The 25824-nt window shown below is 64.5% G+C and carries 31 protein-coding genes; 8 read left to right on the top strand and 23 right to left on the bottom strand.

Features of this window, described 5'->3' with window-relative positions; genetic code table 11:
• Nucleotides 1–26 precede the first annotated feature (26 nt).
• Complete coding sequence (locus FCS99_RS02940) at nt 27–1292, top strand: hypothetical protein (RefSeq protein WP_138510364.1); 1266 nt, start codon at nt 27–29, stop codon at nt 1290–1292.
• On the opposite strand, the gene der is transcribed toward FCS99_RS02940, so the two are convergent.
• The 13 genes from der to FCS99_RS03005 form a co-directional block, all read right to left on the bottom strand.
• Nucleotides 1289–2785, bottom strand: a complete 1497-nt coding sequence (gene der / locus FCS99_RS02945; protein WP_138510366.1) for a ribosome biogenesis GTPase Der — start codon at nt 2783–2785, stop codon at nt 1289–1291. The genes FCS99_RS02940 and der overlap by 4 nt on opposite strands.
• 84 nt (nt 2786–2869) lie before the next feature.
• A complete protein-coding gene (locus FCS99_RS02950) occupies nt 2870–4237 on the bottom strand; it encodes a PQQ-like beta-propeller repeat protein (RefSeq protein WP_138510368.1) in 1368 nt (455 codons plus the stop codon).
• Nucleotides 4230–4982, bottom strand: coding sequence for a tetratricopeptide repeat protein (locus FCS99_RS02955; protein ID WP_171036216.1), 753 nt, complete (start codon nt 4980–4982; stop codon nt 4230–4232). Before FCS99_RS02955 ends, FCS99_RS02950 begins: the two co-directional genes overlap by 8 nt.
• Nucleotides 4983–5068: 86 nt before the next feature.
• A complete protein-coding gene (gene panB / locus FCS99_RS02960) occupies nt 5069–5896 on the bottom strand; it encodes a 3-methyl-2-oxobutanoate hydroxymethyltransferase (protein ID WP_138510372.1) in 828 nt (275 codons plus the stop codon).
• Nucleotides 5897–6807: 911 nt separating this feature from the next.
• Nucleotides 6808–7149, bottom strand: coding sequence for a hypothetical protein (locus FCS99_RS02965; protein ID WP_138510374.1), 342 nt, complete (start codon nt 7147–7149; stop codon nt 6808–6810).
• Nucleotides 7146–7688: an RNA polymerase sigma factor gene (locus FCS99_RS02970; RefSeq protein WP_138510376.1), complete on the bottom strand. Its 543-nt coding sequence runs from the start codon at nt 7686–7688 to the stop codon at nt 7146–7148. Before FCS99_RS02970 ends, FCS99_RS02965 begins: the two co-directional genes overlap by 4 nt.
• Before the next feature lie 25 nt (nt 7689–7713).
• Nucleotides 7714–8091 carry a DUF6249 domain-containing protein gene (locus tag FCS99_RS02975; RefSeq protein ID WP_138510378.1) on the bottom strand — a complete coding sequence of 126 codons (378 nt, stop codon included), beginning with the start codon at nt 8089–8091 and terminating at the stop codon, nt 7714–7716.
• Between the two features lie 77 nt (nt 8092–8168).
• Complete coding sequence (locus tag FCS99_RS02980; protein WP_138510380.1) at nt 8169–8726, bottom strand: NnrU family protein; 558 nt, start codon at nt 8724–8726, stop codon at nt 8169–8171.
• A 78-nt stretch (nt 8727–8804) separates the two neighbouring features.
• Nucleotides 8805–9152, bottom strand: coding sequence for a hypothetical protein (locus FCS99_RS02985; RefSeq protein WP_138510382.1), 348 nt, complete (start codon nt 9150–9152; stop codon nt 8805–8807).
• A complete protein-coding gene (locus FCS99_RS02990; protein WP_138510384.1) occupies nt 9149–9679 on the bottom strand; it encodes an RNA polymerase sigma factor in 531 nt (176 codons plus the stop codon). Before FCS99_RS02990 ends, FCS99_RS02985 begins: the two co-directional genes overlap by 4 nt.
• A complete protein-coding gene (locus FCS99_RS02995) occupies nt 9679–10095 on the bottom strand; it encodes a hypothetical protein (protein WP_138510386.1) in 417 nt (138 codons plus the stop codon). The genes FCS99_RS02990 and FCS99_RS02995 overlap by 1 nt, the downstream gene beginning before the upstream one ends.
• A gap of 104 nt (nt 10096–10199) precedes the next feature.
• Nucleotides 10200–10835, bottom strand: a complete 636-nt coding sequence (locus FCS99_RS03000) for a COG3650 family protein (RefSeq protein WP_138510389.1) — start codon at nt 10833–10835, stop codon at nt 10200–10202.
• Nucleotides 10836–10892: 57 nt separating this feature from the next.
• Nucleotides 10893–12434 carry a LytTR family DNA-binding domain-containing protein gene (locus FCS99_RS03005; protein WP_138510391.1) on the bottom strand — a complete coding sequence of 514 codons (1542 nt, stop codon included), beginning with the start codon at nt 12432–12434 and terminating at the stop codon, nt 10893–10895.
• A 132-nt stretch (nt 12435–12566) separates the two neighbouring features.
• Between FCS99_RS03005 and FCS99_RS03010 the strand changes: the two genes are divergently transcribed.
• The 3 genes from FCS99_RS03010 to FCS99_RS03020 all read left to right on the top strand — a co-directional run bounded on the left by FCS99_RS03010 (nt 12567) and on the right by FCS99_RS03020 (nt 15727).
• The gene (locus FCS99_RS03010) at nt 12567–14018 is read left to right on the top strand and encodes an alpha/beta fold hydrolase (protein WP_138510393.1); all 1452 of its coding nucleotides are present in this window, start codon (nt 12567–12569) and stop codon (nt 14016–14018) included.
• A gap of 83 nt (nt 14019–14101) precedes the next feature.
• Nucleotides 14102–14947 carry an AraC family transcriptional regulator gene (locus tag FCS99_RS03015; protein ID WP_138510395.1) on the top strand — a complete coding sequence of 282 codons (846 nt, stop codon included), beginning with the start codon at nt 14102–14104 and terminating at the stop codon, nt 14945–14947.
• A gap of 84 nt (nt 14948–15031) precedes the next feature.
• Nucleotides 15032–15727, top strand: a complete 696-nt coding sequence (locus FCS99_RS03020; RefSeq protein ID WP_138510397.1) for an SOS response-associated peptidase — start codon at nt 15032–15034, stop codon at nt 15725–15727.
• Between the two features lie 10 nt (nt 15728–15737).
• On the opposite strand, the gene FCS99_RS03025 is transcribed toward FCS99_RS03020, so the two are convergent.
• Both FCS99_RS03025 and katG read right to left on the bottom strand, forming a co-directional pair.
• On the bottom strand, nt 15738–15947 hold the full coding sequence (locus FCS99_RS03025) for a SlyX family protein (protein ID WP_138510399.1): 210 nt from the start codon (nt 15945–15947) through the stop codon (nt 15738–15740).
• A gap of 135 nt (nt 15948–16082) precedes the next feature.
• Nucleotides 16083–18242 (bottom strand): catalase/peroxidase HPI, encoded by a 2160-nt coding sequence (gene katG / locus FCS99_RS03030; RefSeq protein ID WP_138510400.1) that lies wholly within the window; start codon nt 18240–18242, stop codon nt 16083–16085.
• Nucleotides 18243–18443: 201 nt separating this feature from the next.
• On the opposite strand from katG, the gene FCS99_RS03035 reads away from it, so the two are divergent.
• Nucleotides 18444–18923, top strand: a complete 480-nt coding sequence (locus FCS99_RS03035; protein WP_138510402.1) for a glutathione peroxidase — start codon at nt 18444–18446, stop codon at nt 18921–18923.
• 21 nt (nt 18924–18944) lie between these two features.
• Here FCS99_RS03035 and FCS99_RS03040 read toward each other — a convergent pair whose 3' ends face one another.
• Nucleotides 18945–19775, bottom strand: a complete 831-nt coding sequence (locus FCS99_RS03040) for a hypothetical protein (RefSeq protein WP_138510404.1) — start codon at nt 19773–19775, stop codon at nt 18945–18947.
• Between the two features lie 157 nt (nt 19776–19932).
• Here FCS99_RS03040 and FCS99_RS03045 point away from each other — a divergent pair, with 157 nt between their 5' ends.
• The gene (locus tag FCS99_RS03045) at nt 19933–20817 is read left to right on the top strand and encodes a hypothetical protein (protein ID WP_138510406.1); all 885 of its coding nucleotides are present in this window, start codon (nt 19933–19935) and stop codon (nt 20815–20817) included.
• Here the strand turns inward: FCS99_RS03045 and FCS99_RS16075 are convergent.
• From FCS99_RS16075 to FCS99_RS03060, 4 genes are all read right to left on the bottom strand, one after another.
• Nucleotides 20798–20962, bottom strand: a complete 165-nt coding sequence (locus FCS99_RS16075) for a hypothetical protein (RefSeq protein ID WP_171036217.1) — start codon at nt 20960–20962, stop codon at nt 20798–20800. The two genes, FCS99_RS03045 and FCS99_RS16075, sit on opposite strands and share 20 nt — an antisense overlap.
• Nucleotides 20959–21435: a nuclear transport factor 2 family protein gene (locus FCS99_RS03050; protein WP_138510408.1), complete on the bottom strand. Its 477-nt coding sequence runs from the start codon at nt 21433–21435 to the stop codon at nt 20959–20961. The genes FCS99_RS16075 and FCS99_RS03050 overlap by 4 nt, the downstream gene beginning before the upstream one ends.
• Complete coding sequence (locus FCS99_RS03055) at nt 21432–22079, bottom strand: pyridoxamine 5'-phosphate oxidase family protein (protein WP_138510411.1); 648 nt, start codon at nt 22077–22079, stop codon at nt 21432–21434. The genes FCS99_RS03050 and FCS99_RS03055 overlap by 4 nt, the downstream gene beginning before the upstream one ends.
• 70 nt (nt 22080–22149) lie before the next feature.
• Entirely contained in the window at nt 22150–22695 is a 546-nt protein-coding gene (locus FCS99_RS03060) for a carboxymuconolactone decarboxylase family protein (protein WP_138510413.1), read from the bottom strand.
• 125 nt (nt 22696–22820) lie between these two features.
• Between FCS99_RS03060 and FCS99_RS03065 the strand changes: the two genes are divergently transcribed.
• A complete protein-coding gene (locus FCS99_RS03065; RefSeq protein ID WP_138510415.1) occupies nt 22821–23729 on the top strand; it encodes a LysR family transcriptional regulator in 909 nt (302 codons plus the stop codon).
• 1 nt (nt 23730) lies between these two features.
• On the opposite strand, the gene FCS99_RS03070 is transcribed toward FCS99_RS03065, so the two are convergent.
• Entirely contained in the window at nt 23731–24429 is a 699-nt protein-coding gene (locus FCS99_RS03070; protein WP_138510417.1) for a helix-turn-helix transcriptional regulator, read from the bottom strand.
• Between the two features lie 73 nt (nt 24430–24502).
• Between FCS99_RS03070 and FCS99_RS03075 the strand changes: the two genes are divergently transcribed.
• Entirely contained in the window at nt 24503–25099 is a 597-nt protein-coding gene (locus FCS99_RS03075) for a glutathione S-transferase family protein (protein WP_138510419.1), read from the top strand.
• Between the two features lie 38 nt (nt 25100–25137).
• On the opposite strand, the gene FCS99_RS03080 is transcribed toward FCS99_RS03075, so the two are convergent.
• Nucleotides 25138–25368, bottom strand: coding sequence for a hypothetical protein (locus tag FCS99_RS03080; protein WP_138510421.1), 231 nt, complete (start codon nt 25366–25368; stop codon nt 25138–25140).
• 112 nt (nt 25369–25480) lie between these two features.
• On the bottom strand, nt 25481–25690 hold the full coding sequence (locus FCS99_RS03085; RefSeq protein ID WP_138510423.1) for a cold-shock protein: 210 nt from the start codon (nt 25688–25690) through the stop codon (nt 25481–25483).
• Nucleotides 25691–25824 lie beyond the last annotated feature (134 nt).

Here is a 25824-nt window from a genome sequence, read left to right on the forward strand (position 1 = left end):
CCCGGGAAAATCATCCTAAGCCTCAGGTGGACAGGGAAAAGGGGCTAGCCCCCGGCCGGCTGGGGGAGCGGATCATCATCTGGCTTGAAGGAGTGGTCGCGACCCTGCTCGCCTGGACGGTTCAGGGCTATCTTCTCCGGGATCTCGCCCCCGCACGCCTTGTCGGCGATGAATCCGAATACTTGGCCGTGAGCCTTGGCCAACGGGCGGACGGATTGTGGATCCGGGTTCCCCTGTTTCGAGCCATCCTGTGGCCCGTCCGGGTCAGCCCGCTTTCTCCCCGCCTCTTCATGTCCGGGCTGAACGCGCTGGTCTGTGGTGCGGCCGTGATCTATTCCGGTCATCTGGCCGGACCTCTCGCCGCAGCCGTCACAGCCGTCCTGCTCTGCTCCAGTCTCGAAAGAGCCCTGCTCTCCTGCCATGTCTGGCCCGACACGCTGATGGGTGGGGTTTTGCTCTTGCTGGCGGCGATCCTCGGCCAGGCCGAGACACCGGGCGACTGGGCCCTGGCCGGCAGCGTGATCGCTCTGGCGGTGTTGATCCGGATCGACTTCACCGCCCTGGTGCTGACGGGCACCGGCTTGATCCTCGCTTCGCCCTCGCTGGAGATGGCCAGCCTTGCCGGTCTGTTGGGGCCACCGGTCACGGTCCTGCTGGTTACGACGCTGCACAATGGTCTGCGCTGGTCAGTCTGGGCGCCGGACACCACGCTGGCGTTCAATCTGCGTGTGGCCCGAATCGAGTTGGGCGCACCGCCAGAAACGCCGATTGCAACACTGATGGGGGCCGCCGCCGCCGGACGAAATAGCCTGTCAGATACTGGTCATCGCAGGATTGGTGCACACATGCTTCTGCCGCGCATCGGTCTTCGCCTGATCAGAAGAGTTCAAACATTGATCGGAGCCGAAACCTTTTGCTCGCAAGGTCTTCTGGCCGCGAATGCGCCAGGCTACCGGACGAACAGCCGGATCCGATCCAGTCGCTTGGCCCGGCTGATCATCCGCTATCATTTCCTGGCCCTCGGCCTCGCCCTGATCGTGTCATGGCCAATACTGGATCCGACAGCCGGCCTTGTCATCGTGACCATGGCCGCCGTATTCAGCCTCGTTCAGACGCGCAGCCGCTACCGGATGGCCCTTCTGCCCGTGATGGCCGTATTCCTGCCCGCCGCCTGGCTGGGCGGCAGCGAAAATGCCGTAGTCCCGGCCAGCCATTGGCTGGTCGGCACAGGCCTTGCCTTGTTCATGGCGGGTTTGGCAAGCCTTCCGGGCGCGCGTGCAGAACGCCGTTAGCCGCGGCCTGTCGGCTTCATCCGGGCCGGCTTCTTGGAGGTCGCCTTGCCTGCCGTGGCCTTTTTCGGTGTGGCCTTCCGGGGCACCGGACGCTTTCCGGCACCCGGTTTCTTGGCGTCCGCACCGGAACCACCCCGATCGCCTTCGGCGTAGGGGTTCTTGCCCGCTTTCACGATCAGGCGGATCGGAACGCCCGGCAGTTCGAACGCCTCGCGCAATCCATTGACCAGATAGCGCTTGTAGCTTTCCGGGAGTTCGGAGGCGCGCGAGCACATCATGACGAAGGTCGGTGGGCGGCCCTTGGTCTGGGTGATGTAGCGCGGCTTGACGCGGCGGCCATTGATCGAGGGCGGCGGGTGGCGCTCGATCATTTCGTGCAGCCAGTCATTGAGATCGCGGGTCTTCACCTTGGCATCCCAGTCGGCATGCAGCTTGGCCAGGGTCGGCATGATCTTGTCCAGACCCTTGTTCTTCACCGCGGAGATCGGAATGATCGGCGCGCCGCTCATCTGCGGCAGGAGCCGTTCGAACTCGACCTGGATGTCCTTGATGAAAGCCTCGCGGTTCTGCACCAGATCCATCTTGGACACGGCGATCGCGACGGCCCGGCCTTCCTTGTAGGCCATGTCGGCCAGGGTCAGGTCCTGCTTCTCCAGCGGGTGACCGGCATCCATCATTAACAGCACGACCTCGGCAAATTTCACCGCGCGCAGCGTGTCGGCGGCGGACATGCGTTCCAGCCGGTCACTGACCTTGCCGCGCTTGCGCAGCCCGGCCGTGTCGTGCAGCCGGACCCTGTGACCATCCCACATCCAGTCCACGGCGATCGCATCCCGGGTAATGCCCGCCTCCGGACCGGTGATCAGGCGTTCCTCACCGATCAGGGCATTGATCAGGGTCGACTTGCCCGCATTCGGACGGCCGATCACGGCGATGCGCAGGGGCGGATTGTCTTCGGCGGCCTGGCGCTTGCGGGCCTGTTTGGCGAGCGGGCCCAGCCCCTCTTCCACTGCGTCATACAGCTCGCCAATCCCGCCGCCATGGGCAGCCGAGACGGGAACCGGTTCGCCCAGGCCGAGTTCGAACGCGTCCATCAGGCCGCTATCACCGAACTTGCCTTCGCACTTATTGGCGACCAGTACGACCGGACGGCCAGAGCGGCGGATGACATCGGCGAAGCTCTGGTCGAGCGGCGTCACGCCGGCGCGGGCATCGATCATGAAAAGGCAGAGATCGGCATGTTCGAGTGCCATCTCCGTCTGGGTGCGCATCTCGAAGTCCAGACCGTCCTTCTCGGCATCATCATAGCCCGCGGTGTCGATCAGGAGGAGATTCATGTCGCCCAGCCGGCCACGCGCCTCGCGCCGGTCGCGCGTCACGCCCGGGCGGTCGTCGACAATGGCCAGCGGTTTGCCGGCCAGCCGGTTGAACAAGGTGGATTTTCCCACATTGGGCCGTCCCACGACGGCGATGCGGGGCAGGTGTGCAGTCATATGTTTGCGCCTTGGAGCCCTCCCGGCGTGATTACCAAATCACGCGGGGAGGTCAAAATTTTCTCATCAAGGCGCCGGCGGTCGCTAGCGAAGAGCGATCAGCCGCGCCTCGTCGGTGAGCACATACACGGTTTCATTGGCAATGACAGGACCAATGAACACATCATCACGCAAATCCATCTCCCGGATCACCTCGCCATCATAGGCATTCAGGACCCGCGCTTCGCCATTGCTGGCGGCCACGAAGACCCGGCCACCGGCCAGCAGAGGACCGGTCCAGGCGATGCGGCGGCGACGCTTGTTCGGATCCTCGAACAAGTCCAGCTCGGTGATCCAGAGCACGTCGCCGGTGTGACGGTTGAGACAGGCGATCTCGGCTTCATTCGTGGTGATGAAGAGATAATCACCCGCGACCCAGGGGGCGTGCGCCCCGCCGGCCGGCTGCGTCCAGAGGCGTTCCCCGGTGCGCAGCGAGATCGCGGCGAGAAGACCGGAATGGCTCATGGCATAGACGGTGTCATTCATGATGACCGGGCTGCCGGCCACATCATTGATGTCCGACAGGGCCGTCAGGCCGGTGGAGCCGCTGAGGCTGTCCGACCAGATCGGGTTGCCGTTCTGCACGCGCAGGGCAATCAGCTCGCCCGAGGCGAACGGCGCTACAACCAGATCCCCCAACACGGCCGGGCTCGGCGCGGTCAGCAGGCGGGCGGTCTCGACAATGCCCTGATAGGTCCACATCACCGTGCCGGTATCGGCCTCGATGGCGATGAGTTCATTGTCGTCCGAGGTCACGAAGACGCGGCCTTCAGCGACAGTCGGCGCGCCGTGGAACGGCACAAGCGTCTCGGTACGCCAGATTTCAGACCCGGTATCGGCATCCAGGGCGACGAAATAATTGTAGCCGGCATGGGCGAAGATGCGGCCGTTTTCATAGGCCACGGCACCACCGAAGGACATGCGGTCACGACGGGTCGGGCCTTCCAGGCGGTGCGACCAGAGACGGCTGCCATCGCTGGCGGAATGGGCGGTCACGGTGCCGTTGGCATCGATCGCGAAAATGCGTTCGTCGGCGATCACCGGACGGCCGATCAGACGGCGGTCATTGTCCGACCCCTGACCGAAGCTCTGACGCCAGGCCACATCCAGCGGCCCGCTGGCCTGGGTGTGCTGCAGGGCGTGGGTGGGATAGCCCCCCGGCTGCGACCAGACCAGATTGGCATAGGCCGTCGGCAGCTGCACCGACTCCACATCGCCGTCCAGTTGCAGGCCCTGCTCGAAACTCATGATCGAGATCCGGCCATCATCCGGCGCGGTGCCGTTCAGCTCGTCCTGGTCGTCGCCCCCGAAACCCGGGATCGCATCGATCGGGTTGGGGATGGAAGAACAGGCCGCCAGCGGGGCCAGGGCCGCCGCGAGCAGGAAGGAACGGATACGCGTTACATCAATCATCGCCTGAATCCCCGGCGCTGGTGTCCTCATGGGTCGCGTCCGGCGTGTCGGCCGGCGCGGCTTCGGTCTCTGCCTCGGACGCGGCCGGCGCAGCGAGCGCTTCATCGCGTTCGATGATGGCCAGGGCTTCCTGGGCCCGGCGGCGAACGCCGTCCGGAGCTTCGAAGGCGAAGCTGATGAACTGGTAGGCGGAGCGGGCCCGCACCAGGTCGCCATCACGCAGGGCCGCGGCCCCGATCGTTTCGCGGGCGAGGAAGCGGTAGGGCGAGGTATCGCCGGTCAGCGGCTGCAGGCGGATTTCGACATCCGCCGCGCTCAGACTGTCCCAGCGGGCCCAGACGGCCCGGATCTCGGCCATGTCACGAACAACCGGTTCGGACGTGGCAGCCGCAGCCTGTTCGAAGAAATCCGCAGCCGCGGCCATGTCACCCTGTTCCAGGGCCACGGACCCGCGCTGCAGAAGCGCCAGAGCCGGGTAGCCGGCCACGCCGGTCTCGGCGAGCGTCTCGAATCCGGTCGCTGCAAGGGCGAGCTGATTCTCCTCGGTCGCGCGGATCGCGCTGATCATCGCATCCGAAGAGGCTTCGCGCTGGCCCAGACTGCTGGCCTGGAACCATTGATAACCCGCTGCCACGGCAATGATTCCGATCGCGCCACCCAGCGCCCACGGACCATATTTCCTCAGCAGTTCCTGATACTTGTCTTTGCGAAGTTCTTCGTCGACTTCTTCGAAAATATCGACCACGTCGATGCGGCTCCGTGTCTTAAACGCTAATGCCCAAAAGGTGTTGGCGGGACCCTAGCCTTGAAGGCGCGCAGCGGCAACCAAGCTCAACCGTCGATGCGCCGCAGCGTGTAGACCTCATTATCGGAGGGGAAGACCCGGCTGCGCACATCGGCGGCATATTGCGCCACGGCAGCATCGGTCCGCTCGGCCATATTGTCGTAGCGTTTGACGAATTTCGGCGTCCAGTCGAACACGCCCAGCATGTCCTGGGTGACCAGGATCTGGCCGTCACAGGCGGCCGACGCGCCAATGCCGATGGTCGGCACTTTCACCTGGGCCGTGATCTCGCGGGCCAGATCCTCCGCCACGCCTTCGATGACGATGGCAAAGGCGCCGGCCTGGGCGGTGGCGACGGCCTCCTCGATCACGCGGTGGCGTTCAATATCATTGCGTCCCTTGGCCTTGAACCCGCCATCGGCGAGCGCCGCCTGCGGACGCAGACCGATATGGCCGATCACCGGAATGGAGCGCTGCGCCATGAAATCGATCGTCTCGGCCGCATAGGTGCCGCTCTCGATCTTGATCGCCTGGCAGCCCGTCTCCGACATGATGCGCGCGGCATTCTCGAAGGCCTGCTGCGGCGAGCTTTCATAACTGCCAAAGGGCATGTCCACGGCGACCAGCGCCCGCTTGGCGCCGCGCATCACGGCCTGGCCATGCATGATCATCATGTCCAGCGTCACGCCGATCGTGGAGTCCAGCCCGTGCACGACCATGCCGACACTGTCGCCGACCAGAAGCAGGTCGCAATGCGGATCGAGAATGCGGGCCATCGGCGCGTCATAGGCGGTCAGGCAAACCAGCGGCTCGCCGCCCTTGCGGGCACGGATGTCGGACGCGGTGATACGGCGGGTCTGGGTCTGGGCGGACATGGCACTCACTCCATTTGGGTGGCGGGAGCCTATCCCAGCATGCTGCAGCGCAAAAGCGCTTTGCTGCATGGCGTGAATACGGGGCTGGGGATGCAGGTTCAGCTCCACAGGTTTTCACCTTGGAGGGATGAGAGGTGTGCGGGAGACCTGACGGGTCGGATTTAGCTATGAGTGTGAGTGACCTGACAGGTCTCCCGCACGCGGAGGTTTGATCGTCTTCCCTTGCGGGCGACGCACCGAAACCGCCTGGGTGCCAGCACGGTCGTGACCTTGTGCCGTGTGGCCCGGGCGATGGCCCTGCCGGAGCTTGGGATGTCACCCCCTCGCGCGGACAGGCTCCGCACACTTCCGGGCACAAGGGACTGAGCTCGCGCCTCTCTTCCCGGAAGTCGAGAAGGAGTCTCTCACAGGTTTGGAGGGTGGGGATAAGTTTTGGTGGGCCGCTTGCGCGGCCGCCCCTCACCCGGGGCTGCGCGCCACCCTCTCCCGCAAGGGGAGAGGGAGTAGGATCAAGCCCTACGTCCTTCTTCTCCCCTTGCGGGAGAAGGAGGGAACAGGCCACACACCATCTGTGCTGCGTCTACTGAGTGGCACTCACAAGGCTTAGGTTTGGATCAGGCGAGCCTGAATTCCGGCCTGGTTATTGGGTGTGCGTCCTGCGGGACATGTCCCTCGGCACCAAGATTCATTCCTTTCCAGACGTCATCCCCCGGCTTGTCCGGGGGACCTCGACCAACCGGCCGGCGGGTGAGCTCAGGTCCCCCGGATGCCGGCCTTGCCGTCACCGTGGGATGACGGAACGTGATGCTCGTCGGTCGAGCCCACATCGCGCGCCTCATCCGGCGCATGCGCGCCACCTTCTCCCCGGTGGGGGAGAAGGTTTGCCAAAGCCGATGATAGAAAGAAAAGCCCTAGGTCAGACGGCGGGGCAGAACCACGGCGACCATGCCGACGGCGACGGCCATGGCGGCGGCGGCCATGACTTCCGGGGACATGAGGAAAGCCGCATTGGCCAGGAGGCCCTCCGTGGGCAGGTTCACATTGCCGAACAGGCCTTCCAGCTGGGTGCCGGCGATGGCGGAGCCCGTGGAGCCGGCACCGCCGAGGATCAGGACGCGCTTGCGGTCCGGATTGGACAGGCGGTCCATCACCGTCTTGGTGAAGCGGTCCGCCTCGCTCTCGCGCTCCAGCGGGGCTGTGGCGTCGGCAAAGGCCGCCTTCAGCCTCTGATCGAATGCATCATCCATCGTCATGACGCCATTACCTCTGCTTCCTGGAAGTAGGCCTGCAATTTGGCCCTTCCGCGGTTCACATGCGACTTCACCGTTCCCAGCGGCATGCCGGTGGCTTCGGCCGCTTCGGAGTGTGACATTCCACAAGAGTAACACATCACAACCAGCGTGCGTTCCTCTTCTTTCAATGTGGCCAGTCCGCGATCCAGATCAACCACACTCCCCATATCGCGGGGCGCTTCGGTGTCTTCAACACCGGTCTGGAACTTCTCCATCACCCGTTCGGTCGATTTGCGCTTGCGCGCCGACTTCAGGAACTCGGTATAGGCGATGGAACACATCCAGGACTTGAAGGAGCCGGTTCCCTTGAAGCTCCCGATCTTCTCATAGGCGCGGATGAAGGTGTCCTGCGCCAGGTCATCCGCGAGGGCATGGTTGCGGCACATGCGCTGCAGCATTCCTCGCACGATGCCCTGATGGCGCCGGACAAGCTCTCCGAAGGCCGCCGGATTTTTCGTGGCGACAACCAGAGCAACCAATTCTTCGTCCGGCGCCTGCATGGACCGATCCCCTCCCCGGCTCGACCTAGTCGGACTTCTTGTTGCCCAGCAGGCCGAAGCCCAGCAGGACGAGACCGATGAAGCCCGGGAAAGCCGACATGCCCAGGAAGACCTGGAAGGCCTCTTCTTCGCCCGCCATCGTACCGATGGTCCAGCCAAACACGATCATGGCCAGGGCGACCGCAATCAGGATACCGCCGGACTTCAGATCGCCGTTGGAATTCTTTTGCGGCATGCCCAGCGCGCGGATCGTTTCCGGGGTCATTTGCTGACCGGCGCGGATTGCCTCCTGAACCGTGGCCAGGATCGCCTTGCGCTTTTGAATACCGCCATTGACGGCGATGAAGACGATCAGGACGACCATCGCGAACAGGCCCGTCGGGACGAGAACTTCTACTCCCATTTCAACCTCCGTTACCGACCGCACCATGCGGCCTTTGTCCCCTAGATGCACGGGGTTCAGGAATTGGATGCAGCGATTTAGCCGATAATCGCGACACCAAACAGATACATGTGCAAATTCATGAGGATAAGCGAGACAAGAACGCCCAGGACAATCGCAGTCAGATCCCCGCCCCAGCCTTTCACGACCGGCGGCGGCGTCTCGCGCAGACAGGCTGCAACGAAGGTGATCGCCGACCAGGCCAGGAAGCTGCCGAACAGGATCAGGGCGGCCAGCTCGCCATTGGCCAGGAAATGGGCCCCGGACCACAGGACGACACCGGCCAGCATGGGGTGACGCACCCAGCGGCGGATATGGCCCGGCGCGTAGGAGGACACGATCAGGATCAGGCCGATGGGCACGAGTGTGAAAGCGAGATGCCGGGTCCAGGCCGGCGGTACCCAGACCACCTCACTGGGGTGGGCCAGGATCTTGCCGTAGATGATCAGGCCGAAGCCGACCAGGGACAGCGCGGTATAGACCAGCTTGTAGGGGGTTTCCCCGAGCTGCGCCTGGAGGCCGCTGCGCGCCCCCGGGATCACACGCAGAAAATGCACGCCAAGAAACAGGACAAGCCCGGCAATCAGGACCAGCATGGACGCCTCCCCTCCATTTTGTCCTGACTATAGACGATTCATTCCGGCATGACGGACAAAACGTCCGGCGGCTCCGGCTCAGAAAATCCGGAAACGGCGCCAGCGCAGGAGCGGCCTGTCAGGATTGCGGCGCAGCCAGGCCTGGCCGGCATAGGCCACCAAGCCGGTGACCAGCAGCACCACCAGCAGCTCCAGCAAGGGCGCCCCCAGCGAAACGGCCAGCTGGTCGATGACCGGCATGAGCAGGCCGGCCAGCACAACGAGACCCGCCAGAACAGCGGCGCGGACGGCCAGGCCGATGCGGAAACGGCGGCGGGCAACAGCCTCCATCACCTCGATCCGGAAAGCCGGGTCGACGGACGGCACCTCTCCCGCCTGGAAGAAGGCGGCGAGTGGATCGGTTTGCTGTTCGGGTTCGCGTGTCATCCGCTCACTCCAAGGATCTCCATCAGCCGGGTGCGTCCCCGGCTGACATGGGATTTTACCGTACCCAGCGGCATTTCCAAGACTTGGGCCGCGTCGGCATGGGTCCAGCCGCCCGCCAGACACAGGGCCACGGCGGCGCGCTGGTCTTCGGGCAGCCGGGTCAGGGCCTGCTGCATGGCCAGATGCATGTCACGATCCGGGCTCTCGGCCTGATCCTGAACGTCATGCCAGGCCTGGTCCCGATTGCGGCGGCGCGCCATGGAGCGGGCCGTCATCTTCGACTGCCGCCAGGCAATCCCGAACAACCAGGATTTCAGCTTGCGGCCATCATCCAGCAGGCGCAGCCGGGTCCAGGCGGTCAGAAAGACCTCCTGGGCGATGTCGTCGGCATCGGACTCATAGACGCAGATCCGCCGCAAGAAGCTGCGGACCGGCGACTGGTAACGGTCGACGATCCGCGCGAAGGCTGCGTCCGAGCCCGACCGGGCCGCCGCGACCAGCGCAGCGTCCGTGGGCTGCCCGGTCATCAGTCGTGCCGGCGACGCTTGCCCTTGAACAGGCCGCCGACCAGGAAGGCCAGCGACAGCACGCCCAGGATCATGGCAACGAAGTACAATTCCTCCCGGACATCGCCCAGCAGGCCGGCATAGCCGGCATAGGCGAACACGCCGGCCAGACCGGCAAACAGGATGACCAGGAAGGCGTTGGACGAGCTGCCATCGCCGCTGCCCCCGTCTTCCTCATGCCAGTCGTGGCGGCCATCGTCGGGCTTGTCGAGCGAGGCCAGGAGTTCGGACGGCGGCTCCTTGCCGGCGGCGGTGTAGGTCTTGATCAGGTCGATCTTGGACTGGTGGCGCTTGTAACGCATGAAACTGCCCCAGCCCGCAGCCACGAACCAGCCCAGCGGAAACAGCAGCCACCAATAATGAAACAGGAAATCCATGTCGTCCTCGCAGTCTTGAAGCGCCTGATTGCGCCCTTTGTCCCTGAGTTGCCGCCGGATGCCGGTCTGGATGCACAAAGACCGGTTTTTATGCAGCCGCCGGTTCAGCCGGTCTCGACCGGGGTCCAGCAACAGCCTTCCATGAGGCGCGCACCGGTTTCGTCGCGCATGTCGATCATGGCTTCCCAGCCATAGTCGCGCTCACTCATCCCGTCGGAGCACTGGGCGGGCCGGATCAGGGCCATGCCCGTCAGCTCACCGTCGAAATGATAGATGAAGGGCGCAAACCGGCCGCGCGCCGTCCGGGCGTCGGTGATCGCCACCGCCCGGTCTTCGCCCAGCGTCATCATGTCATGATAGACCGCCGATCCATCCGGATTGATTGCGACACCCCAGAAGGGTTCCGTCCCGGCGCAGTGCAGGCCGGCCGGTGCGTCGAACCCGGCCACACTCGGCCGTTCCATCCCGTCCAGATAGGCCAGGCTGATCCAGCCGGACCCTTCCCCGCTGAGGATGCGGCCCCAGCCATGCCGGGTTTCCAGCACCTCGACGGAGCGGGCAGTCGGCGCCAATTGCCCGATGATCGCCGATGTCGGGCTGGGCGTGGCCCGGATGTTCAGCGTGTCATGCGCGTCGACATTCACCACCCGGTAGAGCGGCGGCGCGGCCTGGGCGTCTGCGGGCGCCGCACTCATCCAGACCAGTCCGCCCAGCACGGCGGCGATGACATATCGATGCATGGGCTCCCCCTGTCTCCGTGGCGCAGACTAGCGGGGTGCGCCGGGTCGGGCCAGTGATCATCCGCCCGCAGCGGGCGCGGCCAGCGCCGTGCGGACTTTCGGCATGATGCGACGGCTGACCGGCACCTCCTCGCCCTGGGACAGGGTCAGGCGCCCCACCCCGCCGGCATCCCGCTCCAGCGCACTGACAAAAGCGGTATTCACGATATGGGAGCGGTGCACGCGCAGGAAGGTTTCCGGCAGTTCGGCCTCCAGCCCGGCCAGCGTGCCGTTGAACAGGGCCGTGCGGCCGTCGGCATAGTGCAACTCGACATAATCGCCCGCGCCCTTGAGCTGCACGATCCGGTCCGTGGAGACATATTCCACCCGCCCGGAACTGACGAGCTGCAGCTGGGCCGGTGCGGCCCGCTGGCGCGCTTCGGCCAGGGCGGTTTCCAGCCGGCTGGCCCGGGTCTGTTCCGCCAGCCGCTCCCGGCGCGCCCGCACCAGGGCCTGTGCCTGCCGGTAAAACAGGAAGAGCAGGATGCCGGCGCTGCCGACATAGAGATAGAGATCCAGGAAGCGGCCGCCGAAGATCGGGATCAGCACGGCCAGGCCGGCAAACACGGCAAAATGACTGAAGGCGCCGGCCTTGCCGCGCAGGGCCCACCACAGGCTCCAGCCCGCCCCGTGCACCAGGGCGGCGAGCAGGGCGAACCCCGTCTTGCCGTCAAACCCGCTTGCCGTCGCGACAATGGCCAGCATGACCAAGGCCAGACCGGCGAGGATCAGGCTGCGCATGCGGGCCGAATAGCCGGACAGGGTCTTGAACAAATAGGCGTTGAGGCACAGCCCGAAGGCAAAGGCGAAGGCGACAATCGCCATGAGGCGGATGTCATGCACGGGATAGGGATAGGCGAACACGCCGCGCGAGACTTCCCAGACGAGCTGTCCCCCGGCACAGAAAGAGGCCAGGGCCAGGATGACCGAGCTTTCCCGCGCCTCGCCCCGCCACGCCATCACACCGAAGAAGACCAGGCCCAGAACAAAGAAGCCCAGCGTCACCAGGGCCGGCCAGTAATGCATGGCGATCAGATCGGTCAGCTGCGTATAGGGGATCAGTCCGAGTGCATGCATGGGCGCATTCAGCCGGACATGGCTGTGATGGCCGGACAGGTGCAGGACAACGCGATTGCCCTCCGGCTGGAGCCAGGCCCGCGGGACATAGAAGATCGCGTCCATCCGCCCCGGGATCTCCTCCCGGGCGCTGGCGCCGGGCTGGCCATTGCGCCCCAGGGCGTGCCCGTTGAGCCAGACTTCCGATGCCGCCTTGCCGGACAGGACCAGGCCCAACGGGGTACGGCCGGCCAGGTCTGTGTCACGAACCGGCAGGACGGTCTCGACCCAGAGCTCGCGATTCTGGGTGTCGAGTGAATACAGACCGGTCTGCTCGCAGTCCGGACCGTCGAACCGGTCAGGCCGGCCGCCATCGGGACCGGGCGGGCAGACAGTGAGAACCAGCCCGCCATGGGCGGCTGGCGGCTGGGCATCAGCCGGACTGCCGGACAGACCGGCAAACAGGAGCATGGCGCCAAGCGCCGACACGAAAAGCGATTTCATCCACCCAGAATAGCGCGCCGTTCACCGAACGCCGATGCCGCTGACCGGTTTGTCACAGCCGCTGACAGATCGGACCGTGATTTCACGCGGGCATTTTCCAGTTTGGGGGCCAGCCCCATTGAGAGGAAACCCATGTCCCTGATCAAACCCGTCTGCCTCGCCCTGTCGCTCGCCGGGACCGCGCTCGCAGCCCCGGTCACCCTGGCCGAAGAGACCCCGATCCAGTTCACCGCCCAGTCCGGCGACAGTGTGGCCGCCTTCCAGGGTCATCTCGACGTGCCGGAGAACCGGGCCGATCCGGACAGCCGCATGATCCGGGTGAGCTATGTCCGCTTCCCGGCCACGACCGACACGCCGGGTCATCCCATCGTCTATCTCGCCGGCGGCCCCGGCGGATCCGGCAGTGCCACGGCCCGCGCCCACCGGTTCGAGCTTTTCATGCAGATGCGCCAGCACGGTGATGTCATCGCCTTTGACCAGCGTGGCACGGGCGACAGTACCGAACTGCCGGCCTGCACGTCCTCGGTGGTGATCGCCGACACCCAACCGGCCACGGATGACGAGATCGCATCGGCCTATCGTGCAGCGGTCGAGGAATGCGGGGCCTTCTGGCAGGGAGAAGGTGTGGACCTGACCGGCTATACCACAAGCGACAGCGTCGCCGACCTGTCGGACCTGCGGGCGCATCTGGGTGCCGAGCAGATTGATCTGTGGGGGATTTCCTATGGCAGTCACCTCGCCCTCGCCGCGCTCGACGAGATACCCGACGAGATCGGCCGCGTGGTCATCGCCAGCGCCGAAGGCCTGGACCAGACCGTGAAACTCCCCGCCCGCACGGATGCCTATATCGCGCGCCTCCAGGCTGCGGTGGACAGCCAGCCCGCCGCCCGTGCCGCCTATCCGGACATTGCCGGCCTGATGCGCCGGGTCCATGCCCGGCTGGAGGCGAACCCCATGCCGCTGGAAATCCCGCAAGCGGACGGATCGATGGCGCCCTTCCTGCTGCAGCGTCACCATTTGCAGGAATATGCCGCCGGCCTGATTTCCGACCCGAACTGGGCGCGGATCATGCTGGCCCTCTATGCCAGCCTGGATGCGGGCGAACCCGGCCTCGCCATCGGCCTGCTGCAACGCTTCCACACGCCGGGCGAACCGATCACCCTGCGCGCCATGCCCACGGCCATGGATCTGGCGTCCGGAATCGGTGACGCCCGCCTCGCCACGGTCGAGGCCCAGGCCCGGGACAGCCTGCTCGGCGCCTATCTCAACTTCCCCATGCCGCAGATCCGCGGCGCCTGGGACGGGTTCGATCTGGGTGATGCGTTCCGCACACCGCCGACCGGCGACACGCCTGTCCTTCTTCTGACCGGCACGCTGGACGGACGGACCTATCCGGAAGGCCAGGCCGAGGCGGTCGCCGGGCTCAGCCAGGCCACGCAGGTCCTGGTCCACAATGCCGGCCACAATCTCTTCATGAGCTCACCGGAGGTCCATGATGTGATCCACACCTTCATGCGCGCAGAGCCGGTCATGGTGCATGACATCACGGTCGACCTGCCGGACTTCACACAATTGCCGTTCTGACTCCCAATACCGCAAGAACGGGAACGCCAGGCGGGTGCGGACCGGGTGGAATGATCTAGACTGACCCACAGGAGGATCCTTCCATGAGACCCGATAACCGCGCCCGCTATGCCGATCGCATCGACCGCGTTCTGGCGCACATCGAAACATCGGGCGCGCCCGAGAGCCTGGACCTGGAGGAGCTGGCCGGTATTGCCGCTCTCTCCTCCTTCCATTTCCACCGCGTTTTCCGCCTGATGACCGGGGAAACCCTGACCGAGACGCTGCGCCGGGTCCGTCTGGCGCGCACCCTGCCGGAGCTGGGCGACGAAACGGCCAGCATCACCCGGGCCGCCGGTGCCGCCGGCTATTCCACCTCGCAGAGCTATGCCCGCGCCGTCCGGTCGGCGACCGGCGGCACGGCCAGCCAGTTGCGCCGCGATCCGGCCCTGATGGCGCGCCTGCTCAAGCCGGAAACGCCGGACGGGACTGCCATGCCGGTGGAGATCGTCTCGACCGATCCTCTGCGGCTCCTGGCGATCCGCAATATCGGCGCCTATGCGGAACTCAACGAAACCTATGAAGCCCTGTTCGGCCGGGTCTTCGAAACCATGCCGATGGATGCGCTGCGCGGCATTTGGGGCGTGTGGCACCAGGATCCGCGCTTTGCCGCGCCGGAGCGTCTGGCGTTCGACTGCGCCATCGATGTCGGCGACAGGCCCGCACCGGACGGGGTCGATATCCTGGCCGTCGATGGCGGGCGCCATGCGCGCCTGCGTCATGTCGGTGATTATGACAGCCTGCACGACAGTATCGACCGTCTCTATGCCCGAATGATCGAGGCCGAGGAGGTTCTGGGCGACCGGCCGCTCTTCGTGAACTATGTCGATGATCCGGAGACCCGCCCGCCAGAGGAATGGCGCTCGGACATCTACCTTCCCCTCGCCTGACACAGCGGCGAGGCCACCTGCCTGCCCGCCCTTGCCAGTCCCGCCGCTGCGGCCAAGACTGGCGGGGCGATCAGGAGCCGGACCATGTGCGGACGCTTTACACAGCTTTGGACCTGGGCAGAACTCCAAGGCTATTTCTCGATGTTCATGCCCGGCGCCTCGAATTTCGAGCCGGAATACAATATCGCCCCGACGCGCGAGATCTGGGCCCTGATGCCGGAGAATGACGGGCTGAAACTGACCCGCGCCCGTTGGGGCCTGGTGCCGGCCTGGTGGAAGAAGCCGTTCAAGGACCTGCCCAGCGCCTTCAATGCCCGCAGTGAAAGCGCCGCCGAACGCCCCTTCTTCCGGAGCGCCTTCAAACAGCGCCGCTGCATCATCCCGGTGAGCGGGTTCTATGAGTGGACCGGCAAGAAGGGCGAGCGCAAACCGCATTATTTCACGCGCCAGGACGGCAAGCCGCTCTTCCTGGCCGGTCTCTATGAAGACCACACGGATGCGGAGACCGGCGAGATCACGACCAGTACGGTGATCCTGACCTGCGCCGCCAATCGCTTCATGTCGCACTTCCATGACCGCATGCCGGTCATCCTGGAGCCCGACGACATGCAGGCCTGGGTGGAAACGGGCTCTGAGGCCCTGCTCTCACCGGCCGACGAGGATGTATTGCAGGAATGGGCGGTGGACCCGAAGGTCAATTCCAGCCGCTATCAGGGGTCCGATGCGACCGATCCCTGGGAAGAAATGCCGACCCTCGGCCTGGCCCAGCCCAAGGGCTGAGACGATCGCCTCAATAGTGCGGCGGTTTGTGGGCTTCCGGCCCCGGCGCCAGGTCTTCCAGCGTCTCGACACGGCCCATCAGCTTGTCCAGACGACGCGTGATCCGTGTGATTTCCTCACGCTGGACCAGGATGACGGAATTCATGTCCTCGATTTCCTTTTCGGTATGCGCCAGGTGCGCTTCCAGGGCTTCGATACGCTCAAGCGTCTTGTCGGACATGCGGGTCTCCAAATTCGGACGCGGTTTCTAAGGCCGGCCCGGAGGCGAGGCCAGAGGCCTGCGCAGGTGTCTTACACATGAAAAGGGCGGAGCCGAAGCCCCGCCCTGTCATAAAGTTGTGGGTTGATGAACCGGTCAGTGCAAATCGAACCGGTCGGCATTCATCACCTTGGTCCAGGCGGCCACGAAGTCCTTTACGAACTTCTCGCCACTGTCATCCTGGGCATAGACCTCGGCATAGGCGCGCAGGATGGAGTTCGAGCCGAAGACCAGGTCCACACGCGACGCCGTCCACTTGGTGGCGCCGGTCTTGCGGTCCTGGATTTCGTAGAGACCATCCTTGGACGGCACCCACTTGTTCGCCATGTCCGTGAGGTTGACGAAGAAGTCGGTCGTCAGGGCGCCTTCGCGATCCGTGAACACGCCATGCTTGGTGCCGCCATGGTTCGTGCCCAGCACACGCATGCCGCCGATCAGGCAGGTCATTTCGTGCGCCGTCAGCCCCATCAGCTGGGCCCGGTCGAGCAGCATTTCCTCGGCTTCGACGACATAGTCGGCCTTCTGCCAGTTGCGGAACCCGTCGGCGAGCGGCTCCAGGACGGAGAAGCTGTCCGCATCGGTCTGCTCGTCCGTGGCATCGCCACGGCCCGGCTCGAAGGGCACGGCCACCTTGTAGCCCGCCGCCTTGATGGCCTGTTCCAGACCGACATTGCCGGCCAGGACGATGACATCGGCGATGGACGCCTTGTGCTTGCTGGCGATCGGCTCGAGCACGCCGAGCACCTTGGCCAGACGGTCCGGCTCATTGCCGTCCCAGTCCTTCTGCGGCGCCAGGCGGATACGGGCCCCATTGGCCCCGCCACGCAGATCCGAGCCGCGGAAGGTCCGGGCGCTGTCCCAGGCGGTGGAGACCAGTTCGGCCACGGACAGGCCGGCATTGGCGATGTCCTTCTTGATGGCGTCGACATTGATCTTCTTGTTGCCTTCCGGAATCGGGTCCTGCCAGACCAGATCCTCTTTCGGCGCATCCGGGCCGATATAGCGGGTCCGCGGACCCATATCGCGGTGGGTCAGCTTGAACCAGGCGCGGGCAAACGTGTCCTTGAAGTAGTCCGGATCCGCCATGAACTTCTCGCAGATGGCGCGATAGTCCGGGTCCATCTTCATGGCCATGTCGGCATCGGTCATGATCGGCATGCGGCGCACGGACGGGTCCGTCGCATCCACCGGCATGTGCTCTTCCTTGATGTCGACGGGCTGCCACTGATTGGCACCGGCCGGGCTCTTCTTGAGTTCCCACTCATAGCCGAACAGGAGCTCGAAATAGCCCATGTCGAACTTCGTCGGATTGGTCGTCCAGGCGCCTTCCAGGCCGGAGGTGACCGCATTGGCCGCCTTGCCGTCCATGTTCGGGTTCAGCCAGCCAAAGCCCTGGTCCTGGACATCACCGGCTTCCGGCTCCGGCCCCAGCGCGTCGGCATCACCATTGCCGTGCGCCTTGCCGACCGTGTGGCCACCACAGGTCAGGGCCGCGGTTTCCTCGTCATTCATCGCCATGCGGGCAAAGGTCTCGCGGACCTGGGCGGCGGTCTTGAGCGGATCGGGTTTGCCGTTGACGCCTTCCGGGTTCACATAGATCAGGCCCATCTGCACGGCAGCGAGCGGGTTTTCCATGGTTTCCGGACGCATCACGTCTTCATAACGCGTATCCGACGGCGGCAACCATTCGCGCTCGGCGCCCCAATAGGTGTCCTTCTCCGGAGCCCAGATGTCCTCACGGCCGAAGGAGAAGCCATAGGTCTTCAGGCCCATGTTTTCATAGGCGACCGTGCCGGCCAGCAGGATGAGGTCGGCCCAGGAGACCTTGTTGCCGTACTTCTTCTTGAGCGGCCAGAGCAGGCGCCGCGCCTTGTCCAGATTGCCATTGTCCGGCCAGGAGTTCAGCGGTGCGAAGCGGATATTGCCCGTGCCGCCACCCCCGCGGCCATCAGCCAGGCGGTAGGAACCGGCGGAGTGCCAGGCCAGACGGATCATCAGGCCGCCATAATGGCCATAATCGGCCGGCCACCAGTCCTGGCTGTCGGTCAGCAGGGCGTGCATGTCCTTCTTGAGCGCGTCGAAATCGAGCGATTTGAGCGCCTCGTGATAATCGAAGTCTTCACCCAGCGGGTTCGTCTTGGTGTCGTGCTGGTGGAGAATGTCGAGATTGAGGGTCTTGGGCCACCAATCCACAACCGATTTGCCGCTTTCGGTGAGGCCGCCGTGCATGACGGGGCATTTGCTGCTGTCGTCCATGATCGCTCCGATCTTGTGTTGGGATTTCCTCCGTGTGTGCCCACGGTGGACCCGGGCGCTCCATACGTCAAATCAATTACATCTAACCCGTCCATGAATTATTTCTATGGATGTGCTGTCCGGGAATTCCCGCCTCGCGCGAAAGCGGGCGAATCTGCCCATATTTCCGGGAAGTCTTGCTCAAGCCTGCGGAGAACCCCGATGGCATCCATCTATGATTTCAATGCCGCCAAACTGTCCGGCGAGGACGTCCCGCTGTCTGAGTTCAAGGGCGATGTGCTCCTGATCGTGAACACAGCCTCCAAATGCGGGTTCACGCCCCAGTATGAAGGTCTGGAAACCCTGCATGCCGATCTGGCGCACAAGGGGTTCAAGGTGCTGGGCTTTCCCTGCAACCAGTTCGGCAAGCAGGAACCGGGCGATGCCGAGGAAATCGCCAATTTCTGCAAGCTGACCTATGACGTCACCTTCCCCATGTTTGCGAAGATCGACGTCAACGGCCCCAGCGCCCATCCGCTCTATGAATACCTGAAAGCGGAAGCGAAGGGCCTGATGGGCTCCAAATCCATCAAGTGGAATTTCACCAAATTCCTGGTCGATCGCGAGGGACAGGTCGTCAAACGCTTCGGCCCGCAGGACACGCCGGAAAAGATCCGCAGCGAGATCGAGGCGCTGCTCTAGCGCACGGGCCCGACCAGGCGGCTAGAGCTCCATCGGGTCATCCTGCGCGCCAAAGGCAATGGTGTATTGAATGGGCGCGTGATCATTCTCCTGCCACCACATGTACGGGTCGAAGGGCGGCGTGGCCTCAACCGTGCCCGCCAGGTCACCGCGCCAGATATAGTCCAGAACCTTGGGCTTGTATCGCGGATTGCGGGACCTGTGCGTCTCTGCCAGCCCCGGTGGCACGGCTTCCCATCCCATTGAATTCAGGATCATTTTGTCGTGCGCGGGAATGCTCTTGAACCCGACATTCATGTCACCGATCAGGGCGGCCGGCTTCTTCCAGCCTTCGAGTTCCCCACAGCAGTCCACGATCTGGCGCATCGCCGCCTCGTGATTGGCCGCCTTGGCATGGATCCCGCCGATGACAGCGCGCCCGGCATCCATTTCGATCATCGGACGCGCGTGGTCGGGCAACCAGACGAAATCCGTCCGGTCTCCCAGCCCGGTCAGCCCATCGACCTCTTCATCCCAGACATAGGCGAAATTGCAGACACTCTTTCTCTGTTCCCGGGTTTCGGACCAGCGAAAACCGCCACGCATGCCGGGCCTGGGATATCCGATCGTATTGATGCGGTTGGCGATCGTCTGGGCGAAGGCATCGCCCTTGCCTTTCGCGTCAGGCACTTCCGCCATGATGAGAATGTCAAACTTGGACAGCCGGTACCAATCCATGATCTGGTCGATCAGGTACTGGGTGGAGGCCGGGGCCCGATAGCCCAGCGGAGCATTCTCATCCAGCGTCACAGAGGTGTGCTTCTCGACGTTCCAGAAGCCCACTGAAAGAAAGTCCACACCGCGTACGGGCATGCGCCCTCCCCTGAATCGCCTTGTGACGGACCTGCACCGCCAAACCCAAATACCATACGGCTTGAGCGTGCCTGATTTTCTCACTCCATTCCAGATTGCACCGCAATTCAGCGACTGCTAGCGTCCGGTTTCACAATGACAATCGGGGAAGATGGCGATGAGAACGATCTACAAGCAGGCGGTTTCCGGCACGCTTGCCTCGGTGGAAAGCGACACCACTGTCAGTGTCCAGCTCTCCAACAATCTGGCCTTCAGCATCAATCTCTACGCCACCACCAGCACCGGGTCCCGGCAATTCGTGCAGACCATCGGACATGACAATGGCGCCACGATTACCGGCACGGAAGGCGACGCGATCATCGTCACCTGTCTGATGTCGGGCAGCTTCATCTGCTCATTCACCCTTTCGGGCTCCGTGAGCAATATCGCCGTCGCCCCATCCGTGCTGACACCGCCCAATGATATCGGCCCGATTCCGCAACCGACGACCGAGATCCTGGTGCCCGTGAACTCGCCCCTGGTCATGGTCGGGACCAACCTCCTGCCCAATGGGAATATCATCACCCGTGAGCAGTACTGGAACCTTCAGGGTGACAGTTACAGCCTGGTGGTCGGGGAATCGCGGACCGTGAGCTATTCGACCGCTTCGGGCCGGCAATCGACCTCTTCCAGCGAAGAATCCGTGGCGGCCTCCATCGGCGTCAACGGACAGATCGGCTGGGGACCGGTCTCGGCGGGCCTGTCCGGCAGCCTGAATGCCCAGTCCAGCCACTTCCAGCAGGTCACGGTGGAAGAGGAAAGCACCGCCTATTCATCCGAGACGGTCTCCAACGACACGACGGAAGACTTCGTGGTTTTGCGCTGGCAGATGATGGATCTGATCACGGTCTATGAGCCCGCCCAGTTCAATCCGATTTCCTCGGTTGTGAGCGGGCTCAGCCCCGTGATCGTCCAGCGCTACGACATTTCCAGCCTGGTCGGGACCGAGGCGGATGCCCTTCCGGCCCCCCGGACGGTCCCGGTCACGGCCGTCCTGAACTGACCGGTCCGTCCGCAAGACCCCGGTCCGCCGGCGCGTTCATCGCACCGCCATCCTCGCCGGACGGCCAGGCCAGGACGGGCAACCAGATCAGCACGGTCAGGGCCAGCGTGATCCGCAATTCCCACACGGACCGGCGCCGCCTCACAGGCCCAACTCCGTCAGGCCGGGATGGTCATCGGGCCGGCGGCCCTGGGGCCAGTGGAAGAGCCGGTCCGCGTCCGCGATGGCCTGGTCATTGATGCTGGCCACGCGCCATCGCATCAGCCCGTCCGGGGCGAATTCCCAGTTCTCATTGCCGTGCGCGCGGAAGCACCGGCCCGCCGCATCGCGCCATTCATAGGCGAAACGCACCGCAATCCGGTTGTCGCGCCAGGCCCAGATTTCCTTGATCAGGCGATAGTCCAGTTCGCGGGCCCATTTGCGGGTGAGGAAGTCGACGATCGCCGCCCGCCCGGTCAGGAAAGTGTCGCGATTGCGCCACTCACTGTCCGGCGTATAGGCCAGCGCCACGGCCTCCGGATCGCGGGAATTCCAGGCATCCTCGGCCAGGCGCACCTTGCGGGCCGCCGCCTCCCGTGTCTCGAAGGGCGGCAGGGGCGGACGGATGGCGCGGGTCATGTCCGGTCCTCCGCATTGTCCCGACGGGCCAGTGCCAGTTCGGCCCGCAAGCGGGCATTCTCGTCCTCCAGCCCGGTCAGCCGCTCCCGGACACCCCGCAGGCTTTCGATGATCTCGTCTTCGGTGAAACGCGGGGTGATGTGCTGCGGACAGTTCCAGTCGAAAGCGGCCAGACGCAGCAGGACGATGCGTTCCGGCCGGGCGCGGTAGTCCGCAGACAGGACCTCACCCGCCAGGGCGCTCTCCGCCTCAACGGGCAGGAACTCCACCCGCGCATAGATCTTCAGCCGCATCTGCCGGGTGTAATCCATAAGGATCAGGGCCACCCGGTCATTGGCGCGCAGATTGCCCGTCGAGATGTATTGGCGGTTCCCCCGATAATCGGCGAAGGCCAGGGTGCGCTCGTCCAGGATGGTGAGAAATCCCGCCGGACCACCCCGGTGCTGGACATAGGGCCAGCCGGTTTCCGACACGCTGGCCATGTAAAAGCTGTCGCGCGCGGCAATGAAATCCATCTCATGGCGGGTGAAGGCATCAAAGGCGCGGTCACCCTGGAAATGGTCGAAGACATGGGCGCTGCCCATTTCCGCCTGCACGGCCCGGACGCTGGGTGTCCGGGCGATGTCGAGAAATCCGTAGCTCATGGCGAGCCTCCTGTCCGTATCACCTGGCAAAGAAGACGGGCGGACCGGAGACCGGTCCGCCCGCAGGGGATCAGGCCGCTTCCGTGACCGACACGACGGGGAAGTCGATATCGGTCCGGGCGACATTGTTGATCAGGTTGGTGAAGACGTTCTCGGCCGCCAGCGCGATGATCTCGATGATCTGGCTGTCGGAATAGCCGGCCTCACGAACCGCCGCGATATCGGCATCGCTGACCTGGCCACGCTCACGAACGACTTTCGCGGCAAAGCCGACGGCCAGCGCGACCTTGGCATCGCCGGAACTGCCGGCCCGGTTGCGGGCAATCTCTTCCGGCGTCAGCTTGGCCAGGTTGAGCCCCAGATAGGTATGGGCCGACAGGCAGTACTCACAGCCATTGATCTGTGCCACAGCCAGCGCGATCCGCTCACGGGTCTTCACGTCCAGGGTCCGGGCCAGGGCGCCGTTATTGCCGATAAAGCCTTCCAGAACAGCCGGGCTGGACGAGACGAGACGGAACATGTTCGGCACCACGCCGAGCTGTTTGTGGACGGCATCCAGGATCGGCTTGGAGGCTTCCGGGGCATTGTCGAGATCGGGGATGGGCAGACGGGACATTCGTTTTCTCCTTGAAGGTCGGGGCGATCCGGTTGGACCGCGTCTTGCCGGGGAGAAATAGAGATTTCATTTTTGATTATAATACCGCACAATCGGAAATCACTTTTCCAATTATCGGAATTATCATGGACCGTCTCAAAGCCATGTCGATCCTGGTGCGGGTGGTGGAAACGGGCAGTTTCTCGGCAGCCGGCCGCGATCTCGGCATCCCGCTCGCCACGGTCAGCCGTCAGGTGACCGAGCTGGAAGCCCATCTGGGCACCCGCCTGCTCAACCGGACGACGCGCACCCTCGCCCTGACCGATGCCGGGCAGGCCTATCTGGCCTCGGCCCGCCGCATCCTGGACCAGGTCGAGGAGGCCGAGCAGGCGGCCTCGGGTGAGTTCCACACGCCGCGCGGTGAGTTGTCCGTCACCGCCCCGGTCTGTTTCGGCCATCTCCACACCCTGCCCGTGGTGGAGGAATTCCTGGCCGCCTACCCACAGATCAATGTCCGGCTGACCCTGTCCGACCGCAATCTCCACCTGATGGATGACCATATCGACATGGCCGTGCGGATCGGCCCCCTGCCGGACAGCGGGCTGATCGCAACGAAGATCGGGGAGGTACGCACCGTCGTGGTCGCCGCGCCCGACCTGCTGGCGGCCCACGGCACGCCGAAAACCCCCGACGCCCTGTCCGCCCTGCCCGGCGTGCATTTCGACATTCTCTCACCGGGCGGGCGCTGGTCCTTCACCGGGGCTGACGGCAAGACCCGGGACGTGAGCCCGCAGCCGCGCCTGACCGTGTCCGCAGCGGCTCCGGCCATCCAGGCCGCCTGCGACGGTGTCGGTGTCACCCGGGTGCTGAGCTATCAATGCGCCGAGGCCGTGCAGACCGGCCAATTGCGGATCCTGCTGGACGACCATGAACCGGCTCGTCTGCCCGTGCATCTCCTGCATGCGGCGCGCGGTACATTGCCCACCAAGATGCGGGTCTTCCTGGATTTCGCCAAAACCCGCCTGCGCGAACGCCTGACGGCTTTGGCCTGCTAGCTCAGCGCGATTTCGCCTGCCTCCGCCGAAGGGCCACATAGTCGCGCAGCAGGCCAACGCGGCGCGGCCGGAAGTTTTCCGTCCCCGGAGCCAGCGTTTCGATACGGGCGACATGGAATACCCGGTAATCCCGCCGCAAACGGCAATGGGCCAGCAGCATCAGCGTGCCCTCACCATAGGACAGGCCCAGCGGCCAGATCTCCCGTTCGGACACCTGGTCCTTGAGATCCCGATAGCGCATCACCAAGCTGGTCTCGTCCCAGCAGGCCTGGCGCAAGAGATCGAGATCGATGCGAACCTCCGGCCGCGTATCCGTCGGGTACCAGGCCCGCATGGCCGAGTGCAGGGCCTGTTGTGACTGTGTATCCGGCAGGGTCGCAATGATCCGCGCCAGCGCGTCCTGGCCGGCCCGGGTCAGGCTGTCATCCCCGATACGCTCCAGCGAGCTGATGGCCAGGCTCAGCGCCTCGATTTCCAGACGGGAGAAGCTCTGTGGCGGCAGGGCCGGATCCTCGGTCAGCGTATAGCCGACCCCGGCCGCCCCATCGATCAGGGCTCCACCCGCCCGCAGCGTGGCGATGTCGCGATAGAGCTGGCGCAGGGAAACATCGGTCTCCTCGGCCAGCCGGGCCGCGGTCACCGGCGCCGGCAGGCGGCGCATCAAATCCAGAAGGCGCATCAGACGATCTGTGCGGGCCACGCTTTTCTCCTGCCGCAATCTGTCAGCAGGCAGGGTTTAGGACACGGCCCTGGGATCACAAAGGAGAAACGCCATGCCCACCCTCTTCCACGCCCCGATGAGCCGCTCCTCGGGCATTGTCACCCTGATCGATGAGCTCGGTGCCGATGTGGACATCCGCCAGGTCTCGATTCCCCGCCAGGACGGCAGTGGCCAGACCGACCCGGCCAATCCCCATCCCGAGGGAAAAGTCCCCTTCCTGGTCGATGGCACGGATACGGTCCGGGAACGCGGCGCCATCGTCCTCTATCTCACGGACCAGTACCCGGAAGCCGGTCTGGGCCCGATCGAGGGCAGTCCGCAGCGCGGCGAATACCTGTCCTGGCTGTTCTATTATCAGGGTGTGATGGAGCCGGTCTTCATCCTGCATGCGGCCGGGCTGAGCCATCCGATGGTGTCGGCCAGCCTGCGCGACATGGAGGCCATGCTGGCCCGTCTGTCAGACGCGCTGGAAACGCGCCCCTATCTGCTGGGCGAGCGCTATTCGGCCGCCGACCTGCTCTGCTCCAGCCCGTTCCAATGGTTCAGCGACCTCTTGCCCGACAATCCGCGCATCCGGGACTGGGTGGCACGCTGTGCCGACCGGCCGGCAGCAAAGCGGACGCTGGAACGGGAGATGGCCGAGGCCTGAGCGCAAGGCCCGGGGCCAGGGGCCCGGGCCCCGACCGGTCAGTAAACGCGAAAGCGGGGGCGCTGCGGAACGGTCTTCTTGGCCGGCTCGGGCGCGGGTTCGGCTGCCTCGCGGGCCAGACGGGCCTCGCGGAGTTTGCGGGTGAGCGCGGTACGCTCATCGGTTTCAGCCTGGCGAATATCCCGGACGACCTGATCGGTCATTTCCGCCTTGTTCTTCACCGGGCCAGTTTTCAGCTTGAAGACATCGTCTTCGATCTTGCGGACCATGCTCGGTCCTCCTCTCCTGGGAGATAAAAGAAAAGGGGCCGGACTGATGCCCGGCCCCTTCATCGTCTCTGATCTGCGCGGCCGGCATCCGGCGCGCAAATGCGCTGTCAGCCTAGACGGCTTCCAGCTGGTCAGCAGCGCTCTTGCCGCTGCGCTTGTCCTGGACCACTTCGAAGCTGAGCTTCTGGCCTTCGGTCAGCGGCAGCATGCCGGCGCGCTCGACTGCGGTGGCGTGGACAAAAACGTCCGTGCCGCCATCATCCGGAGCGATGAAACCGAAGCCTTTGGTGGTATTGAAGAATTTAACGGTACCAGTAGCCATGACGAGATCCTTTCAATCAGTCACGTGAATGTGGGCCCAAGCGGCCGAGTGCCGAGGGAGCCCGAGTGTCGATTTTGGAAGGAAGAGCGTCAGAGCGACGGCGCAAGGCCGTGGCCGGAAGATTCGGCATTCAA

The organism is Maricaulis alexandrii (genome assembly GCF_005871165.1).
Classification (GTDB): domain Bacteria; phylum Pseudomonadota; class Alphaproteobacteria; order Caulobacterales; family Maricaulaceae; genus Maricaulis; species Maricaulis alexandrii.

Excerpts from the sequence above, each read along its gene's own strand:
- der (WP_138510366.1), bottom strand. The coding sequence starts at position 2,785 with ATGACTGCACACCTGCCCCGCATCGCCGTCGTGGGACGGCCCAATGTG.
- FCS99_RS02950 (WP_138510368.1), bottom strand. The coding sequence starts at position 4,237 with ATGATTGATGTAACGCGTATCCGTTCCTTCCTGCTCGCGGCGGCCCTG.
- panB (WP_138510372.1), bottom strand. The coding sequence starts at position 5,896 with ATGTCCGCCCAGACCCAGACCCGCCGTATCACCGCGTCCGACATCCGT.
- FCS99_RS02965 (WP_138510374.1), bottom strand. The coding sequence starts at position 7,149 with ATGACGATGGATGATGCATTCGATCAGAGGCTGAAGGCGGCCTTTGCC.
- FCS99_RS02970 (WP_138510376.1), bottom strand. The coding sequence starts at position 7,688 with ATGCAGGCGCCGGACGAAGAATTGGTTGCTCTGGTTGTCGCCACGAAA.
- FCS99_RS02975 (WP_138510378.1), bottom strand. The coding sequence starts at position 8,091 with ATGGGAGTAGAAGTTCTCGTCCCGACGGGCCTGTTCGCGATGGTCGTC.
- FCS99_RS02980 (WP_138510380.1), bottom strand. The coding sequence starts at position 8,726 with ATGCTGGTCCTGATTGCCGGGCTTGTCCTGTTTCTTGGCGTGCATTTT.
- FCS99_RS02985 (WP_138510382.1), bottom strand. The coding sequence starts at position 9,152 with ATGACACGCGAACCCGAACAGCAAACCGATCCACTCGCCGCCTTCTTC.
- FCS99_RS02990 (WP_138510384.1), bottom strand. The coding sequence starts at position 9,679 with ATGACCGGGCAGCCCACGGACGCTGCGCTGGTCGCGGCGGCCCGGTCG.
- FCS99_RS02995 (WP_138510386.1), bottom strand. The coding sequence starts at position 10,095 with ATGGATTTCCTGTTTCATTATTGGTGGCTGCTGTTTCCGCTGGGCTGG.
- FCS99_RS03000 (WP_138510389.1), bottom strand. The coding sequence starts at position 10,835 with ATGCATCGATATGTCATCGCCGCCGTGCTGGGCGGACTGGTCTGGATG.
- FCS99_RS03005 (WP_138510391.1), bottom strand. The coding sequence starts at position 12,434 with ATGAAATCGCTTTTCGTGTCGGCGCTTGGCGCCATGCTCCTGTTTGCC.
- FCS99_RS03010 (WP_138510393.1), top strand. The coding sequence starts at position 12,567 with ATGTCCCTGATCAAACCCGTCTGCCTCGCCCTGTCGCTCGCCGGGACC.
- FCS99_RS03015 (WP_138510395.1), top strand. The coding sequence starts at position 14,102 with ATGAGACCCGATAACCGCGCCCGCTATGCCGATCGCATCGACCGCGTT.
- FCS99_RS03020 (WP_138510397.1), top strand. The coding sequence starts at position 15,032 with ATGTGCGGACGCTTTACACAGCTTTGGACCTGGGCAGAACTCCAAGGC.
- FCS99_RS03025 (WP_138510399.1), bottom strand. The coding sequence starts at position 15,947 with ATGTCCGACAAGACGCTTGAGCGTATCGAAGCCCTGGAAGCGCACCTG.
- katG (WP_138510400.1), bottom strand. The coding sequence starts at position 18,242 with ATGGACGACAGCAGCAAATGCCCCGTCATGCACGGCGGCCTCACCGAA.
- FCS99_RS03035 (WP_138510402.1), top strand. The coding sequence starts at position 18,444 with ATGGCATCCATCTATGATTTCAATGCCGCCAAACTGTCCGGCGAGGAC.
- FCS99_RS03040 (WP_138510404.1), bottom strand. The coding sequence starts at position 19,775 with ATGCCCGTACGCGGTGTGGACTTTCTTTCAGTGGGCTTCTGGAACGTC.
- FCS99_RS03045 (WP_138510406.1), top strand. The coding sequence starts at position 19,933 with ATGAGAACGATCTACAAGCAGGCGGTTTCCGGCACGCTTGCCTCGGTG.
- FCS99_RS03050 (WP_138510408.1), bottom strand. The coding sequence starts at position 21,435 with ATGACCCGCGCCATCCGTCCGCCCCTGCCGCCCTTCGAGACACGGGAG.
- FCS99_RS03055 (WP_138510411.1), bottom strand. The coding sequence starts at position 22,079 with ATGAGCTACGGATTTCTCGACATCGCCCGGACACCCAGCGTCCGGGCC.
- FCS99_RS03060 (WP_138510413.1), bottom strand. The coding sequence starts at position 22,695 with ATGTCCCGTCTGCCCATCCCCGATCTCGACAATGCCCCGGAAGCCTCC.
- FCS99_RS03065 (WP_138510415.1), top strand. The coding sequence starts at position 22,821 with ATGGACCGTCTCAAAGCCATGTCGATCCTGGTGCGGGTGGTGGAAACG.
- FCS99_RS03075 (WP_138510419.1), top strand. The coding sequence starts at position 24,503 with ATGCCCACCCTCTTCCACGCCCCGATGAGCCGCTCCTCGGGCATTGTC.
- FCS99_RS03080 (WP_138510421.1), bottom strand. The coding sequence starts at position 25,368 with ATGGTCCGCAAGATCGAAGACGATGTCTTCAAGCTGAAAACTGGCCCG.
- FCS99_RS03085 (WP_138510423.1), bottom strand. The coding sequence starts at position 25,690 with ATGGCTACTGGTACCGTTAAATTCTTCAATACCACCAAAGGCTTCGGT.